The sequence below is a fragment of the Pseudonocardia nematodicida genome (assembly GCF_040105385.1).
GTDB lineage: Bacteria > Actinomycetota > Actinomycetes > Mycobacteriales > Pseudonocardiaceae > Pseudonocardia > Pseudonocardia nematodicida.
The window spans coordinates 181,085-198,619 of record NZ_JBEDNQ010000004.1; the positions used below are offsets into that span (position 1 = coordinate 181,085).

Annotated in this window: 19 protein-coding genes, 1 tRNA gene and 1 riboswitch; of the genes, 5 read left to right on the forward strand and 15 right to left on the reverse strand. The window is 72.4% G+C overall.

Translation table 11 applies throughout. From position 1 onward, the window contains the following. Positions 1–6 precede the first annotated feature (6 nt). Entirely contained in the window at positions 7–909 is a 903-nt protein-coding gene (locus WIS52_RS11270) for a LysR family transcriptional regulator (RefSeq protein WP_349298126.1), read from the forward strand. 4 nt (positions 910–913) lie between these two features. Here WIS52_RS11270 and WIS52_RS11275 read toward each other — a convergent pair whose 3' ends face one another. The 7 genes from WIS52_RS11275 to WIS52_RS11305 form a co-directional block, all read right to left on the reverse strand. Continuing rightward, entirely contained in the window at positions 914–2,260 is a 1,347-nt protein-coding gene (locus WIS52_RS11275) for an MFS transporter (RefSeq protein ID WP_349298127.1), read from the reverse strand. Continuing rightward, positions 2,257–3,141 carry an amidohydrolase family protein gene (locus WIS52_RS11280; RefSeq protein WP_349298128.1) on the reverse strand — a complete coding sequence of 295 codons (885 nt, stop codon included), beginning with the start codon at positions 3,139–3,141 and terminating at the stop codon, positions 2,257–2,259. The genes WIS52_RS11275 and WIS52_RS11280 overlap by 4 nt, the downstream gene beginning before the upstream one ends. Continuing rightward, a complete protein-coding gene (locus tag WIS52_RS11285) occupies positions 3,134–3,541 on the reverse strand; it encodes a RidA family protein (RefSeq protein WP_349298129.1) in 408 nt (135 codons plus the stop codon). Before WIS52_RS11285 ends, WIS52_RS11280 begins: the two co-directional genes overlap by 8 nt. A gap of 81 nt (positions 3,542–3,622) precedes the next feature. Next, positions 3,623–4,636 carry a YoaK family protein gene (locus tag WIS52_RS11290; RefSeq protein ID WP_349298130.1) on the reverse strand — a complete coding sequence of 338 codons (1,014 nt, stop codon included), beginning with the start codon at positions 4,634–4,636 and terminating at the stop codon, positions 3,623–3,625. Positions 4,637–4,694: 58 nt separating this feature from the next. Continuing rightward, positions 4,695–5,510: a metal ABC transporter permease gene (locus WIS52_RS11295; protein WP_349298443.1), complete on the reverse strand. Its 816-nt coding sequence runs from the start codon at positions 5,508–5,510 to the stop codon at positions 4,695–4,697. A 35-nt stretch (positions 5,511–5,545) separates the two neighbouring features. Continuing rightward, positions 5,546–6,280, reverse strand: a complete 735-nt coding sequence (locus tag WIS52_RS11300) for a metal ABC transporter ATP-binding protein (protein ID WP_349298131.1) — start codon at positions 6,278–6,280, stop codon at positions 5,546–5,548. Next, the gene (locus WIS52_RS11305; protein WP_349298132.1) at positions 6,277–7,170 is read right to left on the reverse strand and encodes a metal ABC transporter solute-binding protein, Zn/Mn family; all 894 of its coding nucleotides are present in this window, start codon (positions 7,168–7,170) and stop codon (positions 6,277–6,279) included. The genes WIS52_RS11300 and WIS52_RS11305 overlap by 4 nt, the downstream gene beginning before the upstream one ends. A 139-nt stretch (positions 7,171–7,309) precedes the next feature. Beyond that, positions 7,310–7,373: riboswitch (guanidine-III (ykkC-III) riboswitch) on the forward strand. 13 nt (positions 7,374–7,386) lie between these two features. On the opposite strand from WIS52_RS11305, the gene WIS52_RS11310 reads away from it, so the two are divergent. After that, positions 7,387–7,701: a DMT family transporter gene (locus WIS52_RS11310; RefSeq protein WP_349298133.1), complete on the forward strand. Its 315-nt coding sequence runs from the start codon at positions 7,387–7,389 to the stop codon at positions 7,699–7,701. Positions 7,702–7,750: 49 nt separating this feature from the next. Here the strand turns inward: WIS52_RS11310 and WIS52_RS11315 are convergent, their stop codons facing one another. From WIS52_RS11315 to WIS52_RS11335, 5 genes are all read right to left on the reverse strand, one after another. Beyond that, on the reverse strand, positions 7,751–8,056 hold the full coding sequence (locus WIS52_RS11315; RefSeq protein ID WP_349298134.1) for a hypothetical protein: 306 nt from the start codon (positions 8,054–8,056) through the stop codon (positions 7,751–7,753). 65 nt (positions 8,057–8,121) lie between these two features. Then, positions 8,122–8,592 (reverse strand): (2Fe-2S)-binding protein, encoded by a 471-nt coding sequence (locus WIS52_RS11320; protein ID WP_349298135.1) that lies wholly within the window; start codon positions 8,590–8,592, stop codon positions 8,122–8,124. Positions 8,593–8,601: 9 nt separating this feature from the next. Beyond that, complete coding sequence (locus tag WIS52_RS11325; protein WP_349298136.1) at positions 8,602–10,947, reverse strand: molybdopterin cofactor-binding domain-containing protein; 2,346 nt, start codon at positions 10,945–10,947, stop codon at positions 8,602–8,604. Positions 10,948–11,265: 318 nt separating this feature from the next. After that, entirely contained in the window at positions 11,266–12,090 is an 825-nt protein-coding gene (locus WIS52_RS11330) for a S1 family peptidase (RefSeq protein ID WP_349298137.1), read from the reverse strand. 44 nt (positions 12,091–12,134) lie between these two features. Then, positions 12,135–12,509 carry a hypothetical protein gene (locus WIS52_RS11335; protein WP_349298138.1) on the reverse strand — a complete coding sequence of 125 codons (375 nt, stop codon included), beginning with the start codon at positions 12,507–12,509 and terminating at the stop codon, positions 12,135–12,137. Between the two features lie 128 nt (positions 12,510–12,637). On the opposite strand from WIS52_RS11335, the gene WIS52_RS11340 reads away from it, so the two are divergent. Next, a complete protein-coding gene (locus WIS52_RS11340) occupies positions 12,638–13,309 on the forward strand; it encodes a class I SAM-dependent methyltransferase (protein WP_349298139.1) in 672 nt (223 codons plus the stop codon). A gap of 17 nt (positions 13,310–13,326) precedes the next feature. Here the strand turns inward: WIS52_RS11340 and WIS52_RS11345 are convergent. From WIS52_RS11345 to WIS52_RS11355, 3 genes are all read right to left on the reverse strand, one after another. Beyond that, a tRNA-Ser gene (locus WIS52_RS11345) sits at positions 13,327–13,414 on the reverse strand. 21 nt (positions 13,415–13,435) lie between these two features. Then, positions 13,436–13,915 carry a nucleoside deaminase gene (locus WIS52_RS11350; protein ID WP_349298140.1) on the reverse strand — a complete coding sequence of 160 codons (480 nt, stop codon included), beginning with the start codon at positions 13,913–13,915 and terminating at the stop codon, positions 13,436–13,438. A 2-nt stretch (positions 13,916–13,917) separates the two neighbouring features. Then, a complete protein-coding gene (locus WIS52_RS11355) occupies positions 13,918–14,433 on the reverse strand; it encodes a tRNA adenosine deaminase-associated protein (RefSeq protein WP_349298141.1) in 516 nt (171 codons plus the stop codon). A gap of 111 nt (positions 14,434–14,544) precedes the next feature. Between WIS52_RS11355 and WIS52_RS11360 the strand changes: the two genes are divergently transcribed. Both WIS52_RS11360 and WIS52_RS11365 read left to right on the forward strand, forming a co-directional pair. Further along, positions 14,545–15,756 (forward strand): M20 metallopeptidase family protein, encoded by a 1,212-nt coding sequence (locus WIS52_RS11360; protein ID WP_349298142.1) that lies wholly within the window; start codon positions 14,545–14,547, stop codon positions 15,754–15,756. 373 nt (positions 15,757–16,129) lie between these two features. Continuing rightward, positions 16,130–17,530, forward strand: a complete 1,401-nt coding sequence (locus WIS52_RS11365) for an MFS transporter (RefSeq protein WP_379610591.1) — start codon at positions 16,130–16,132, stop codon at positions 17,528–17,530. Positions 17,531–17,535: the final 5 nt, after the last annotated feature.

The following is a 17,535-nucleotide window of genomic DNA, read 5'->3' on the forward strand; positions in this document are numbered from 1 at the left end:
CGGTTCGTGGATGTCGACGTCGCCGTCTTGCGGTCGTTCGTGGTGCTGGCGGACGAGAAGCACTTCGCCCGGGCGGCGGTGCGGCTGCACATCGAGCAGCCCGCGCTGAGCCAGCGGATCAAGCGGCTGGAGCGGCGCACCGGCGTCCAGCTGTTCGTGCGGGACACCCGGAACGTGCACCTGACCGAGGCCGGGCTCGAGTTCGCGGCGGCCGTCACCGACGTGCTGGAGCGGCTCGACGCCGCGGTCGACCGGGCCCGGGAGACCGCGGCCGGCGCCCGTGGCGCGCTGCGCATCGCCTACACCCTCAGCGTCGGCTACGAGGCGTTGCCGGAGCTGCTGGGCCGGGTCGAGCAGGCGCTGCCGCGGCTGGGCTTCGAGGCGGTCGAGGCCTGGGAGACCGACGTCCTCGACGGTGTGCGCAACCGCCGGCACGACGCCGGGTTCGTCCGTTACGACGCCGCCGACGCCGAGCTGGTGTCGGTCCTGCTGCGCCGCGAGCCCCTGGTCGTCGCGATGCCCGAGACGCACCCGCTCGCCGGTCGCCATGCGGTGCACCTGACCGACCTGCGCGACGAGCGGTTCGTGATGACGCCGTCGTCGCTGGCGCCGGGTTTCCGGGCGCTGCTCGACGGGGTGTTCGCCGAGGCCGGGTTCGTCCCCGAGACGGTGCCCAACACCGCACCCGGCAACCGGATGATGGCGCTGCGCCGCCAGCAGAACGCGGTCGCGCTGCTGCCGGCGTCGGCGCGGCTGCTGCACCCGCCGGGGATCGCGGCGGTCCCGGTGCTCGACGAGTTCGCCGCCCTGCCCGTCCACCTGGTCCACCGCGCCGACGCGGGCGCCGCGGTGCAGCTGCTGGCCGACACCGTGCTGCGCGAGGCCCGCCGGCGGCGGTGGACCGGCTGAGCTCTCACGCGGTCTCGAGCGCACCACGCGTCTCCCGGGTCTTGGCCATCAGGGCGAGGAAGCCGATCGCGAGGACCAGGCTGGTCCCGATCAGCACCGGGATGATCGCTTCCACCCCGCTGCTGACGGCGGTCACGAACGTCGGGAGCATCCCGGACAGCCCGTAGCCGACGTTCCAGGAGAACGCGGTCGCGGTGGAACGGATCTCGGTCGGGAACAGCTCGTTGATGAAGATGATCAGCGGGGCGCTGATCGCGCCGGAGGCCATCACCATCAGTGCGCCGCAGACCAGCAGCAGCCAGTCCGCCGGGCCCGACGCCATGACCAGGTAGAGCCCGGGGATCAGGACCAGGCAGGCCACACCCGAGGTCACGAACACCGGACGACGGCCGATCCGCTGGCTGAGATGACCGCACAGCACCGCGATCGTCGCGGACAGCACCACGTTGATGATCAGGAATGCGCTCGCCGCCGACTGCTCCAGCCCGAGGGCCTGCTTGTAGACCGTCGGCAGGATGCCGGTGGTCAGGTAGTAGGGCGCCGACGCGGTGAACACGATCGCGACGGTGGCCAGCGTGAGCATCCGCCAGCGGGCCGAGAACAGCGCCGTGACCGGGCTGGGCGCGGGTGTCCCGGGTCCCTGCGCGGCCAGCTGGGCGCGCCGCTCGACGAACGCCGGCGACTCCTCGACCTTGATCAGGACCAGCAGGTTCGCCGCCGACCCGAGCAGCGCGACGACGAACAGGATGCGCCAGCCCCAGGCGGCGAAGGTCTCCTGGCCCTGCACCGCCACCAGCCCGATCATGATCAGGTTGATGAGGACGACGGCCAGGCTCGCGCCGCCACCCTTGATCAGTCCGGCGGCCATGCCCCGCCAGCGCTCCGGCAGCGTCTCGGTCGCCAGGGTGTGCGTGGAGGCGGTGATGCCGCCGACGAACAGGCCCTGGGCCACGCGCAGCACCAGCAGCAGCACCGGGGCGGCGATGCCGATCGACGCGACGCCGGGCAGGAAGCCCATCGCCGCGGTCGCGAGGCCCGCGCCGAGCACCGAGATCGCCATCGCGCGACGCCGGCCCGTGCGGTCGGCGAGCGAACCGAAGACGAGCGCCCCCAGCGGCCGGACGACCAGGCTGACCGCGAAGGCCGCGTAGGTGGCCGTCAGGCCGAGCAGCGGGCTCCCCTCGGACGGGAAGAAGGCGACCGCGACGTAGCTGGCGACGTGCAGGATGACCAGCAGGTCGTACATGTCGACCGTCCAGCCGAGCACGGCCGCGCCGAGCGACCGGCGGTCCCGGCCGGTCAGCCGGTCGCTCCGCGGTTCCCGGCCGGTGGTCGTGTCACCGCGGGTCATGCCACGCCCCCGTCGTCGAACCGGAACAGCCGGGCGGGGTTGTCGACCAGGATGCGACGGCGGTCGGCCGGGTCGGGGGCGTAGCGGGACAGCAGGTCCATCAGCTCGCCGTCGTTCGGGATCGGCCCGGCGTGCAGCGGGTGCGGCCAGTCGGTGGCCCACAGCACCCGCTCGGGGGCGCGGGCGACGTACTCGCGGGCGTAGGCGGTCGCGTCGTCCCACGGGTAACCGGTCTGCGAGCGACGGTCCCCGTTGGACAGCATGATCCACCAGTTGCCGCGTTGCAGCAGCTCGCAGACGTGCGCGAAGTGCGGATCGTCCAGACCGTGCGGGTACTGCAGCGGTCCGAAGTGGTCGATGACGACGTCGGTCTCGACGTCCTCCAGCAACGGGGTGACCTCGCGGGGGTCGAGCCCGTTCATGTGCAGCTTGAGGTGCCAGCCCAGCGGGACGACCCGGGCCGCGGTCCGTCGCACGTCCTCCGGGGTGGGCAGTGCATTCTTCAGCTTGGGGTGGAAGTTGAACCGCGCGCCGCGGACGCCGGCCTCGTGCATCTCGGCCAGGTGGGTGTCGGAGACGGTGTCGTTGACGACGCCGCAGCCCTGGTAGCCCGGCCCGGCGATCCTCAGCGCGTCGATCAGGGCCGCGTGGTCGGTGCCGTAGGCGGTCGACTGCACGATGACCCCGCGCTCGATGCCGAGCGTCTTGTGCATCTGAAGCATCGCCTCGACGGTCGCGTCGTAGGTGACGTAGGCCGCGTCGGGCCTGGTGGGGAACCGCTCGGGGTCGCCGAAGATGTGGGTCTGGCTGTCGCAGGCGAACGGCGGGGCCGGGTCGGCCGGCTCCCGGGTGTCCGGGTCGAAGGGGGCGTACTCAGGCATCACGACCTCCGTCGGTGGTGAGCACGGCGAGCACCTCGCACTGCACGAGGATGTGCGGCTGGGTGGTGCCGACGGTGACCTGCCGGGCGGGGCGGGACCCCGGATCGGGGAACAGGTCGAGCCACTGGCGGTTCAGCTCGTCGCGGACGCCGCGGTCGGCGATCCGGACGGAGAACTTCGCGACGTCGTCGAGCGAGCCGCCCTCGGACGCGAGCAGCGACGCGACCCGGCCGAACATGACCCGGGCCTGCTCCCCGGCGTCGTCCGGGAAGTCCTCGGCCGCCGAGCCGCGACCGCCGCCGTGGATCGCCCCGGTGACCAGGACGTCACCGACCCGGCAGGCCGCCGGGACCGGGTTCTCGTGGGAGAACCCGTCGAGATGGATGCTGCGCCTGTCCATGCGGACTCCTTCGTCCTGCCGACAACGATGTCGACGCTAAGGACCGGCGCTGTGGACCTTCAAATGCTTGTGGGCCGTCTTTCATGCATCCAGTGCATGAGTGCTCTTCACGTCGTACACCGTCGTCCCGGACTCGAGCGCGACCGTCGCCACCCGCGGCGGACCGTCCACGGGCAGGCAGAGCAGGGTGAACACCCCCGGCGACGGCGCGTGGAGCCGGTAGCGCCCCTCGTGGTCGGTCTCCTCGCGCCCGACCTGGTTCCCGTCCGGGCCGACCAGGGTGAGCACGGCCTGTGTGCCGTGGCCGTCCGGGCCGTGCACCCGCCCGACGACGGCGCGCAGCTCCTCGTCGTCGTCGGGCTCCGGGGCGTGCGCGAACTCGGGCCCGCCCTCGACGAGGCCGCCGTGGTTGAGCCGGGTGACCCGGGCCATCAGCAGGATGGCGATCAGCACCAGCAGCACCGGCAGCGCGTAGGTGAGGGCGGGTGCGTTGAGCTGGATCACCGCACCGGCACCGGCCGCGACGGCGATGACCACGATCCGCAGCGCGGAGTTGCCGTCCCAGCGCGGCTTGTGCAGCTCGACCATGGCCGAGACCCAGTTGGTGACGGTGCCGGTGAGGAAGTTGGTCGGGGTGCCGGTCGGTCCGACGTAGCGCAGCGCCGCGGCCTGCACACCCATCGCGGCCGCGCCGCCGGCGACCATGAGGATCGCGCGCATCGTCTGGGTGTCCGGATCGGACAGTCCGTACCAGCCGGCGCCGACCAGCACCAGCAGCGCCAGCTCGACGGTGAGTGCCACGCCGACCGCGTTGCGCCAGGGCAGCCGGCGCATCACCAGCCCGGCGACCACGGTCCCCGCCGCCAGGCCGACCACGTAGCCGCCGATCGCACACAGCGCCTCGGCGGTACCCAGCCAGTTGCCGCGGCCGACGTCGAGCCCGAGCAGGACCAGGTTGCCGGTCATCGTGCTGGCGAAGACCTCGTTGAAGGCGAAGAACGTCACCGCGTCCAGCGCGCCGGCGGCAGCCGTCAGGACCACGGTGACGGCCCCGAGGAGCCGGGGCGCCGCTTCCGGTCGATCGAATCCGCTCATGATCATCGATCGTGCAACGGTCGGCCGTCGTTCGTCGGCGAAACAGGTGAGAAGTGGGTTACCTCTCGGCTGCCGCCCGATGACGCAGCCGCCGCCCGAGCAGGCCGTGCCGCGGCCCGAACAGGTACGCGCCGGTGAACGCCAGCGCGAGGCAGACGACGACCGCGCCGCCGGTGGACACGTCCGCCCAGAAGCTCAGGTAGGTGCCGGCCACGGCGGAGACGACGGCGACGGCGACCGCCACCAGCAGCATCCGTTCCATCCGGTCGGTGAGCAGGAACGCGGTCGCCCCCGGGATGATCAGTACCGCGACGACCAGCACGATCCCGACCGCCTGCAACGCCACGACGACGGCGAGCGCGAGCAGCCCGAGCAGCAGCGTCTCGGTCCGGCGCGGGTCGATGCCCACCGCGTGCGCGTGCGTCCGGTCGAACGCGACCAGGGTGAAGTCGCGGTGCTTGAGCGCCACCACGGCGATCGTGAGGGCCCCCAGTACGAGGATCTGCACGACGTCGGCGGTCGAGAGCCCGAGCAGGTTGCCGAACAGGATGTGGCCGAGGTCGGTGTCGCTGGGCGTGGCCGAGACCAGCACCAGCCCGAGCGCGAACAGCCCGGTGAACACGACGCCGATCGCGGCGTCCTCCTTCACCCGCGACGTCCGCCGCACCACCCCGATCAGCGCGACCGCGCCCGCGCCGAACACGAACGCGCCCACCCCGAACGGGATGCCGATGATGTAGGACAGCACCACCCCGGGCAGCACCGCGTGCGAGACGGCGTCGCCCATCAGCGACCAGCCGACCAGGGTCAGCCAGCAGGACAGCAACGCGCCGACGGTGCCCGCGACGACCGCGACGAGCAGCGCCCGCTGCATGAACCCGTACTGCAGCGGCTCCAGCAACAGCTCCGTCACGTGCCCGCCTCCGGGGTGCGCAGGCCGAAGACCCGGCCCAGGGTCTCGGGAGTGATCACCTGGTCGGTCGGGCCGTCGGCGAGTACCCGACCGGCCAGCAGCACCGCGCGGTCGCAGAGCTCGTGCACCCCGTGCACGTCGTGGGTGGAGACGAGCACGCTGCGCCCGGCGTCCCGCAGCTCGTGCAGCACCGTCGTCATGTCCTGCTCGGTGCCCCGGTCGACGCCGGCGAAGGGCTCGTCGAGCAGCAGCAGCGGCGCGTCCTGGGCGATCGCGCGGGCCAGGAACACCCGCTTGCGCTGCCCTCCGGACAGCTGCCCGATCTGGCGGTCGGCGAGCCCGGTCAGCCCGGTCCGCGCCAGCGCGGCGTCGACGGCGTCGCGGTCGGCCCGCCGGGCCCGGCGGGTGGGGCCCATCCGGGCGTAGCGGCCGGTCAGCACGACCTGGTGGGCGAGGATCGGGAAGTCCGGGTCGATCGCCTCGGCCTGGGGCATGTAGGCCACCCGGGCGGCCCGGCGGGCCTGCGCGCTCGTCGAGCCGAGCACCCGGACCGTCCCCGCGGTCGGCCGGAGCAGGCCCATCACGGACCGGAACAGCGTCGACTTGCCCGAGCCGTTCGTACCCAGCAGCCCGCAGACCGTGCCGGCGTCGAGCCGCAGGTCGACGTCGTCGAGCGCGCGGACCTCGCCGTAGCGCACCGACAGCCCGGTGATCTCGAGCGCGGCGGTCACGGGGCGGTCCCGGTCAGTCCCTCGACGACGGTGTGCACGTCGTGCCGCAGCAGCTCGAGGTAGCTCGGCACGGGTCCGTCCGGTTCGGACAGCGAGTCGACGTGCAGCGTCCCGCCGAACGCCGCCCCGGTCTCGGCGGCGACCCGGCGCTGCGCGGAGTCGTTCACCGTGCTCTCGCAGAACACCGCGGGCACGGCGTCGGCCCGGACCCGCTCGATCACCGCGGCGACCTGCTGCGGGGTGCCCTCGGCGTCGCTGTTGACCGGCCACAGGTAGGCCTCGTCGAGCCCGGCGTCGCGCGCGAGGTAGGAGAACGCGCCCTCGCAGGTCACCAGCACCCGCTGTCCGGGCGGCAGGGCGGCCAGCGCGGCCTCGAGCTCGTCGGCCAGCGCGGTCAGCTCGCCGGTGTAGCGCTCGGCGTTGGCCGCGTACTCCGCGGCGCCGTCGGGGTCGAGGTCGGTGAGCGCCGCGCGGATGTTCTCGACGTAGCGGACGCCGGCCCGGGGCGACATCCAGGCGTGCGGGTTCGGCAGGTCGCGGTACTCGCCCCCGGTGATCGGCAGGACGTCGACGCCGTCGCTGAGCACGGCCGAGCGCACCTCGGCGCGGTCGAGGAACCTCTCGAACCAGCGCTCCAGACCGAGCCCGTTCTCCAGGAGCAGGTCCGCGCGGGCCCCGCGGACGAGGTCGTCCGGGCTCGGGTCGTAGTCGTGGATCTCGGCGCCGGGCCGGGTGATCGACTCGACCCGGACCCGGTCGCCCGCGACCTCGCGGGTCATGTCGGCGAGCACGGTGAAGGTGGTGAGGACGACGGGGCGCGGGTCGTCCGCCCGGCCGTCACCGGCCGGCCCGGCACACCCGGCTCCCAGGACGACGGCGGCGAGCAGCACCGGCAGCAGAGTTCGCCAACCCGACAACCCAGAGTTAGGCATGCCGAAACATTGCCCGACCGTTCCCCCGGGGGCAACCTCCGGTCAGGCAGCTCACCATCGCTCGAACCCGAGCGGCCGGTCGGGCATCGTGGACCCCGGACCGCCGGACGGCGGCACCCCGGACGAGACGCGCCGTACCCGGACCGCCAAGACGACGCTCACCGGGAGCGCGTCATGGCATGGTTCTACCTGGTCGTATCGGGTCTACTGGAGACGGTGTGGGCCGCGGCCCTGTCCCGGAGCGAGGGGTTCACCCGCCCGGGCGCGTCGGCCGTGTTCGGCGTCGCGCTGGTGCTGAGCATGGGTGGGCTGGCGCTGGCCCTGCGCGACCTGCCGGTCGGCACCGCGTACGCGATCTGGGTGGGGATCGGCGCGGTCGGCACCGCGCTCTACGGGATGGCGGTGCTCGGCGAGCCGGCGACGACCGCGCGGCTGCTGTGCCTGCTCGCGATCGTCGGCGGGGTGGCCGGGCTGAAGTTCCTGCACTGACGGACGGTGGCGGGGCGGTCGTCCCGCCCCGCCACCTCCCGAGGACCCCTTACTCGAAGGGCCCGTTCACCAGCAGCCCGCCGAGCGGGCCCTCGACGAACCGCGGGTCCGCCGCCGGCAGCTCGACGTCCGTGCCGTTCACGCCGTCCGGCCGGTCGTCGAACACGTTCGTGAGGTTGAACGCGACCGTGTCGAGCGTCGCGCCGGTGGCGTCGACACCCTGGGTCGGGCTCTGGGTGCTGGGGAAACCCTGGGTGGAGTCGTCGTCCTGCGCCGCGGCCACGCCGGCCAGCGGGAACGCGACCGCGCCGACCGCGCCGGCGGCGATCATCGAGCGGGAGATCCGCTTCTTCATCCTGTCCTCCTTCGTCGGACCCGTGAGTGCTTGTCGTGGCCGGGGCCCCGGAAACCACTCACGGGTCACATGGCGTCGGCGCCTTCCTGGATCGCCTCGCGGATGCGGTTGTAGGTCCCGCACCGGCAGATGTTGCGGATCGTGTCGAGGGACTCGTCGTCGATCGCGAAGCCCTCGGCCTGCGCCCGGCGGACCAGGGCGACCGCGGCCATGATCTGGCCGGGCTGGCAGTAGCCGCACTGCGCGACGTCGTTGTCGATCCAGGCCTGCTGCATCGGGTGCAGCTCGTCGCCGTCGGCGAGGCCCTCGATCGTCGTGACCTCGTCCGATTCGGACAGGTCGCCGACCGGCGTCGCACACGGGTTGAAGGCCAGGCCGTTGATGTGCGACGTGCACGCCTTGCAGACGTTGATGCCGCAGCCGTACTTCGGGCCGGTGACGCCGAGCAGGTCGCGCAGGACCCAGAGCAGCCGGACGTCGTCCTCGACCTCGACCGAGACGGCCTCGCCGTTGAGCTGGAAGGTCTGTGTGGGCACGGGGGACTCCTAACGGGCCAGGTCGAGGCCGTTGGTGGGGGCCGGCGGGACGGGCGGGACCGTCGGGTACGGCTCGAACGGCAACGGGTCCTTGTGCATGATCGGGAAGTACTCCGGGACGGTGCCGGTCGCGCGGGCGTAGGCGCAGGCGACCGCGCCGCAGGTCGCGGGGACGCCCATCTCACCCGCGCCGCCCGGCTCGGGGGCCTCGGAGTCCTCGATGATCACGATGTTCATCTCGGGCGGGGTGTTCCACTGCCGGGTGTAGAAGTAGTTGTCCCAGCTGGCCTCGATGAAGTGACCGTCGTCCAGGTGCAGCCCGGAGGTCAGCGTCATCGCGATGCCGTCGTTGATGCCGCCCATCATCTGGGCCTCCAGCCCGCGCGGGTTGATCACGAGGCCGACGTCGACGACGAAGGTCACCTTGGTGACGCGGGGCCCGGTCCGGGCCTCGCGGATCTGCCGGTTCACCGTCTCCGGGCGGCAGTCGATCTCGACGACCGCGCAGGACACACCCTTGTACTCGACGTGCATCGCGATGCCCTGGGCGGTGCCCTCGGGCATCGACTTGCCCCAGTCCGCCTCCCGCGCCGCCCGATCCACGACGTTCTTCCAGCGGGTGAGCTTGGTGAACCCGGACCGGAACTCGTAGGGGTCGCGGCCCATCTGCGCCGCAACCTGGTCGATCATCAGCTCCCGGGCGGTGGCGGTGTCCGGCGAGTAGATGTTGCGCATCGAGCAGGTGTTGAACCGCATGTCGACCTCGTTGAGCAGCGAGGTGGCGACGCCGACGTTGTACGGGTTGGCCTGGGTGGTCGCGTAGATGCTCTGCGAGATCGTCAGGTTGCCCAGCGGCGCCTTGTTCGCCGCCGCGGAGATCGCCTCGGACAGCCCGGGGTTGATCTCGGTGGCCACGCTGGTGTGCCGGATCTCGAAGCTGGTCACCGACTCGCCGGAGACCTGCGCGCGGACCCGGGTGGTGGCCAGCGGGTGCACCCGCCCCTGCCGGGAGTCGTCGGCGCGGGTCCACATGAGCTTGACCGGCTTGCCCATCGCCTGCGAGACCTGGGCGGACTCCTGCAGGGCGTCGTAGAACAGCCGCCGGCCGAACGAACCGCCGCCCTCGGTGACGTGCACGGTCACCGCGTTCTGCGGGATGCCCAGGTCCTTGGCGATCTCGGCCTGGGCGGCGATCGGGGACTTGACCGGGCCCCAGATCTCCGCGCGGCCGTTGCGGACGTCGGCGATCGCGCAGTTGGTCTCCAGCGCGGAGTTGCTGCGGAAGTAGAAGGCGAACTCGCCCTCGACGGTCTCGCCCGGCACCTGCGGCACGGCCAGCGGGAGCTCGCCGCGCCGGACCGCGGCGAGCACGGACTCGTCGTTCTCACCCGGGACGGTGCCGCCGTCCCAGCTCACGTCCAGCGCGTTCACCGCGTCGACGGCCTGGCCGAAGGTCTGTGCCCGCACCGCGACACCGGTGGGGACCTGCTCGACGTCGGTGACGCCGGGCATGGCCCGGACCTCGGCGAGGTTGTTCACACCCAGCGGGGCGGAGTTCAGGTTCGGCCCCCGGCAGATGACCGTCGGCAGCGCGTCCGGGATCTGCAGGTCGGTGAGGAACTTCTTCTGCCCCGTCACCATCGCCCGCGCGTCCGACTTGGTCCGCGGGGTGCCGATGACCGTGAACTCCTCACGGTCCTTCAGCACCACGTCGACGGCCTCGTTCACCGAGCTCGACGCGAGCTCGGTGAGCTCGCCGAACGGCAGCTCCTCGCCGTTCAGGCCGGTGATCAGGCCCTGCCGGCTGCGCAGCACGTTGACGTCCTGGCGGAGCTCGTTGGCCGCGGCTGCGAGCAGCCGACCCTGAGCCAGCGCGGCGGCGACCCGGATCGGCGTGTAGGTGGAGAAGGTGGTGGTCGAGCCGCCGGTGAGCTGGTTGAACACCAGTTCCGGACGGGCGTCGGCGAGGGTGACCTCGACCTGGTCCGGGTCCAGGTTCATCTCCTCGGCGATGATCATCTGGGTCGAGGTGATGATGCCCTGGCCGTTGTCGGAGCGGGGCAGCGCGAACGACACCGTGCCGTCGCGGCGGACCTCGACCCGGATCAGGTTCGCGGTCGGCCGGGCGGTGTCGCGGATGACGTCGAGCAGGTCGTAGACCTCGGCCGGCAGCGGTGCCGACGGGATGGCCGCGGCGTTCGCCTGCGGGGTACCGGGGAACCAGGCCTGCCGGCCCATCTCGGCGGCGACGACCAGGGTCGGGGCCGCGACCAGGTAGCCGAGGAACCGCCGCCGGCTGACGTTGCTGCGGCCGGAGTCGGGCGCCGGACGCTCGGGGGCGCGGGGAGCGGGCATCGTCGTCCTCTCGGGGGGTGCTGCGGTGCACGGCCCGCGGACCCGGGGAGCAGGGTCCGGAGCTGTCGAGGACGAAACGATCTCCGTGGGTCGACGGTGACGTGGCGGAGCGCCCCGCAGGTGTCGCACGAATCCGCGTGAACGATCACCGGTGATCGACTGTTTCGCAGGTCACAAGATCGTCGATGAGGGCAGCCTCATCCGCAGATACGGAACTTACACCGATCAATCGCCCGCAGAACAGAAGAAACGGGCAACGACGATCTCCACTCTTTCGAGTGAGCGGTGGGGGGCCACGTGGCGCCCACCCCGGCCTCGTCAGGTGCGTCCGACGATCGTGGCCTCGATCCACTCCCCGTAGGCCGACGCGTCGGTCAGCACCATCGGCCCGACGCAGCGCGGGTCCTCCAGGTAGTTCCCGTCCCGGCTGATGACGCCGTCCAGCTCCCAACCGTCCTTCCCGGCCCGGACGACCGGGCCGCCGGAGTCGAGGATGCAGGCCTGCGCCGCCCCGGTCGGGTGCTCCGTGCAGAGATCGCGGGCGTCCATCTCGCAGCGCTCACGAGGGACGATCTCGGTGTCGAGCTGCTGCAGGACAGCCGGCGGCTGCTCCTCCGGGCAGTCCTCACCGACCTCGCAGACCATGCCCCAGCCCAGGGCCCGGACCGGGGTCCCCGGTTCGGCGGACCGCCTCGCGAGCTCGACCGGTGCCTGCGGCACCGGCGCGTCGAGCCGGAGCAGCGCGAGATCCTGGTGCAGCCACACCAGCTCCAGCTCCGGGAACTCCGGATGTGGCGTCGGGTCGGCGCGGAAGTCGGGGTGTGTGATCACCTCGGCGACTCCGCGCTCGTCGCCCCCGGTGCGCTCGGTGCTGCCGACGGCGACGGTGAACCCGTCGGTGGGGACACCGGGTCCGGTGCAGTGCGCGGCGGTCAGCACCCACTGCGGGTCGACGAGCGCGCCGCCGCAGAAGTGGTGCCCTCCTGCGTCGCGCAGGGTCGCCACGAAGGCATACTCCTCGGTCGCGTCGGTCCCACCGATGATCGCGTTCGCCTGCGGGGCGAGCACGGTCGCCGCCAGCAGGGCGCCGGCTCCGGCCACCGCCGCGGCCACCGACCTGCGCAGCCCTCGGTTCTCGCTCACGCGTCGTGTCCTCTCTCGTCGGCTCGGGATCTCGTCGGCTCGGGTCAGCGCCGGCGACCGGCACACAGGAGCGTGACGAAGGTCCACGGCAGCAGGATCAGCGCGATCAGTGCGGCCACGCCGAGCACGGTCAGCCGGATCGCCGGGTCGCCGTCGAGGGGTCCGCCGAGCGGCCCGCCGAGCAGGAACACGGCGGCCACCGGGATCGCGACGACGAGCGGCCAGACCAGCGTGCCCAGCACCTTCTCCCCGACCGTCCACGCGCGACCGGTCCAGAGCATCACGACGCCGGCCAGCCAGCCGACGACCGGCAGGACGAACCCGCCCAGCATCAGCATCAGCACGGTGACGACGGCGTAGGCGTCCGGATCGGCCGGGCGGTCCGCGGCGGTCGGCGGGTTCACGGTCATGGTGGTCATCTCCAGCTCCTTCCTCCTCCAGGTGACACCACCCTCGCTGTCGAGGGGGGTCGGACACATCGGAGCGGGGACCGATCACGGGACTCGGACCGTGGTCGGAGCCGGGCGACCGGGAGGAGGATGGGGGCATGAAGGACTGGGACGCCGAGAGCGCCGTCCTCGCCGCACGCGCACTGGCCGAGGGCCGTCCGACCGGCTGGTTCGAGGAGCTCTACGCGGCGGGTGAGCGCGGGGAGACGACGGTGCCCTGGAACCGGACGGCACCGGCACCGCAGCTGACGGACTGGGTACCCACGCTGGGGGATCCCGATGGGCGCCGGGCCGTCGTGGTCGGGTGCGGGCTGGGCGGTGACGCCGAGTTCGTCGCCGCGGCCGGGTTCACGACAACGGCGTTCGACATCGCCCCGACCGCCGTCGCCACCGCCCGCGGCCGCTACCCGGGCTCTCCGGTCGACTACCGGGTCGCCGATCTGCTGGACCTCCCCGACGAGTGGGCCCGGGCCTTCGACGTGGTCGTGGAGATCATCAACGTGCAGGCGCTGCCGGTGTCGCTGCGGCCTGCGGCGACGGCGGCGGTCGCCGCACTGGTCGCGCCGGGCGGGGACCTGCTGGTCGTGGAGAACGTGCGCGGGGACGGTGACCCGCCGTCGTCCCGGCCGCCGTGGGCGTTCACCCGGGCGGAGATCACCGCGTTCGCCGGCCACGGGCTGGAGCCGGTCTCACCGGCCCGGTCGTCGGGCCTGCCGGTGCGGTGGACGGCGGTCTTCCGCCGGAAAGACCGGAAGCCGGGCCCTGAATAAGGACCCGGCTTCCCGGCTGGCGGTAGCGGTGGGATTTGAACCCACGGAGGCGTGAACCTCACGCGCTTTCGAGGCGCGCTCCTTCGGCCGCTCGGACACGCTACCGCCGAGAAGGCTACTAGACCGCTACCGCGCGTCGATCGACGGGGGGCGGCCGAAGAAGTCCCGCAGCAGGGCGGCCGCCTCGCCGGCGCGGACGCCGCCGACCACCTCCGGCCGGTGCGTGAGCCGCCGGTCGCGCAGCACGTCCCACAGCGATCCGGCGGCACCGGTCTTGGGCTCCCACGCGCCGAACACCACCCGGGCCACCCGGGCCAGCCCGATCGCGCCGGCGCACATCGTGCACGGTTCGACGGTCACGGCCAGCGTCGCGCCGTCCAGCCGCCACTCCCCCACCACGGCCGCGGCCGCGCGCAGGGCCAGCACCTCGGCGTGCGCGGTGGGGTCGCCGAGGGCCTCCCGGGCGTTGCAGGCGGCGGCGAGCTCGGTGCCGTCGGCGGCGAGGACGACCGCGCCGATCGGGATGTCGCCGGTGCGCCCGGCCCAGCGGGCGACGTCGAGGGCGCGGCCGAGGACGGCCTCGTCACCCGGGGACGGACGGACCACGGTCAGCGGTTGACGACCTCGTCCAGCGGCCCGTCGAACCCGCAGCGGCGGGCGATCGTCTCGAGCTGCTCGTCCGGGTAGAGCTCGAGGTCGTCGACCAGGATCTCCAGCTCGTCGGCCGGGAGGCCGAGATCGGACAGGATGCCCAGGTCGCCCTCGGGCCAGGCGTCGTCGAGCGCGTCGTCGTCCGGCGGGAGCTCCACGCGCAGCAGGTCCAGCACGTCCGCGGCGACGTCGTAGTCCAGCGCGGCGACCGCGTCGGAGATCAGCAGCCGCACCCCGCCCGGCGAGGGCCGCAGCAGGACGAAGAACTCGTCGTCCACGTCGAGCAGGCCGAGCACCGCCCCGGTGGAACGCTGCGCGCGCAGCGCCGTGATCGCCGCGTCCAGATCGACGAGCGCGACCGGATCGAGGCGGACGCAGCGCCAGCGCCCCTCCTCCCGGATCGCGGCGACCGCGAATCCGGGCAGGGCGGCGCCCCGGGTGTCCGGGGTGGCCTCGACGCTCTGTGTGGGCACGGCGACAACGGTACGTCGCGGAAGCCTTGTGGGCCACGCCACAACCAGGTATGGGCGGTCACATCAGGGCCGCTGGTCGCCGGGCGGGCGGCCGTGGGCGACGATCGGTCCATGCCGATCTCCTCCGCGTCCGTCGCCGGCCTCCCGGGTGACCTCCTGGCGGAGGCCCGCAGGCTGCAGCCCCACACGGTCGCGTTGCGGCGTGACCTGCACCGGACCCCGGAACTCGGACTGGACCTGCCGCGGACCCGCGACGCGGTCCTGCGTGCCCTCGACGGGCTCGGTGCGGACGTCCGCACCGGGTCGTCGTGCAGCTCGGTCGTCGCGGTGCTCGACGGCGCGCGGCCCGGACCGACGGTCCTGCTGCGCGGGGACATGGACGCACTGCCGCTGCAGGAGGACACCGGCCTGGAGTTCGCCTCCGCGGTCGACGGCGCGATGCACGCCTGCGGGCACGACACGCACACCGCGATGCTCGCCTCGGCGGCGCACCTGCTGGCCGCGCACCGCGACCGCATCGCCGGGCGGGTGCTGCTGATGTTCCAGCCCGGTGAGGAGGGGTTCCACGGCGCCCGCCACATGATCGACGAGGGGCTGCTCGACGACGGGCCGGAGCTGGCCTACGCGCTGCACATCTCCTCGACGGTGCCGACCGGCGAGCTGCACCACCGGCCCGGGCCGATCATGGCCGCGGCCGACGTGCTGCGGGTGACGGTGACCGGCCGGGGCGGGCACGCGTCGGCCCCGCAGGACGCCTGCGACCCGGTCCCGGCCGCCGCGGCGATGGTCGGCGGGCTGCAGACGCTGCTGTCCCGCCGGGTCGGGCCGCACGACCCGGCCGTCCTGACGATCGCGCGGATCCAGGCCGGCACGACCGACAACATCATCCCGGAGACGGCCGAGCTGACCGGCACGCTGCGCACCCTGTCCGAGCCGGTCCGGACACTCCTGCACGGCGAGATCACCGCGCACTGCGAGCACCTCGCCCGCGCCTACGGGTGCACGGCCCGGGTCGGGATCGCCCGCGGCTACCCGGTCACCGAGAACGACGCGGGCGCGAACGACGCGCTGGTGCGGGTCGGCGAGGCGGTACTCGGCGAGCGGGCCTGTGTGCCGATGGCGGCGCCGATGATGGGCGCCGAGGACTTCTCCTACGTGCTGGCCAGGGTCCCGGGCGCGCTGGCGTTCCTCGGCGCCCGGCCACCGGCGGTCGACCCGGCGACGGCCCCGCCGAACCACTCGAACCGGGTGGTGTTCGACGAGGCCGCGTTCCCGGCCGGCGTCGCGGTCTACGCGGGCCTCGCGCTGGCCGCGCTCAGCTGACCGTGTCCCGGCGGTAGCCCTTCCAGTTCCGCTGCGCGTACGCGGCCAGGGCCGAGGTGACCGCCAGGCCCACCCCCGCGCTTCCGATGATCGACATGAACACGACCGCCATGACGGCTCCTCCTCACGAGTGGATTCGCGACGCCTTCCGCGCCGACGCCCTCGACGGTCCCACTCGTGGCGCCCGCTGTCCGCCCCGGAAAGCGGCTCACGGTGATGACTCCCCTCACAGATCCACACCGCTACGTCGCGCAGTCTCCGAGCGCTGGGTCTACTCTTTTTTCATAGCTAATCGGAGACCGGACACATCGCCACGGACTGACAGTTACATGACGAAAGCGTCCCCCGTGACGATCTCTTCCAGGAGGTTGGCGTGGACGAAGCAACAGCAGGTGGGACGGTCGATGGCGTCACCGTGACCGATCCGGCGACGATGAAGCGAGCCGTCAGCGCCGCCGCGATCGGCAATGTCACGGAATGGTTCGACTTCGGCGTCTACGGTTACCTGGCGACGACCATCGAGGCGGAGTTCTTCCCACCCGGCCCGTTGTCCCAGGTCGCCGTGTTCGCGACGTTCGCCATCGCTTTCTTCTTCCGTCCGCTCGGCGGATTGTTCTTCGGCCCGCTCGGTGACCGGATCGGCCGCACCAAGGTCCTGTCGATGACCGTCATCCTGATGGCGCTCGGGACCTTCCTCATCGGGCTCATCCCGTCCTACGCCTCGATCGGGCTCGCGGCGCCGATCCTGCTCGTCTGCGCGCGGGTGCTGCAGGGCTTCTCGACCGGCGGCGAGTACGCCGGCGCGATGACCTTCATCGCCGAGTACAGCCCGGACCGGCGTCGCGGCTTCTTCGGCAGCTTCCTCGAACTCGGCACGTTCGTCGGTTACGCCCTCGGCGCCACGATCGCGACGGTCCTCCCGCTGGTGCTCAGCCCGGAGATCATGTCCTCCTGGGGCTGGCGCATCCCGTTCTTCGTGGCGCTCCCGCTCGGCATCGTCGGGGTGTACCTGCGGGTCCGCCTGGAGGAGACCCCCGCGTTCCAGACGCTGCTCGCGGAGTCGGAGAAGCGCGAGGGCACCGCGGTCAAGGACGGTCTGAAGCTGATCTTCACCCGGTACCTGCCGACGTTCATCATGGTCGGCGGCATCGTCGTGGTCTGGAACGTCACCAACTACATGCTCACCAGCTACATGCCGACCTACCTGGAGACCACCGTCGACCAGCACGGCGGCACCTCGATCGACTCGACGACGTCGTCCTGGCTGCAGATCATCGTGCTGTGGGCCGCGGTGTTCGTGATCCCGCTGCTCGGACGGCTGTCCGACCGGATCGGCCGCAAGCCGATCATGTGGACCGGTGCGGCCGGGCTGATCGTGCTGGGCGTCCCGATGATCCTGCTCATGCAGAACGGCTCGGTCCCGACGGTGTTCCTGGGGCTGCTGCTGATGGGCGCGCTGCTGATCTGCTTCTCGTCCACCAGCCCGTCGACGCTGCCGGCGCTGTTCCCGACCGAGATCCGCTACGGCGGCCTGTCGATCGCGTTCAACATCTTCGTCTCGGCGTTCGCCGGGACCGTGTCGCTGGTGATGAGCGCGCTGGTGCTGGCCACCGGCGACCTGCTGTGGCCGGGCTACTACCTGATCGCGGCGGGCGTCATCGGCGCGATCACGCTGTACTTCCTGCCCGAGACCGCGCGGCGGCCGCTGCGGGACTCGAGGCCCGCCGCCTCGTCCGAGGCGGAGGCCCGGGAGCTCGCCCGCTCCGGAACCTGAGGTTG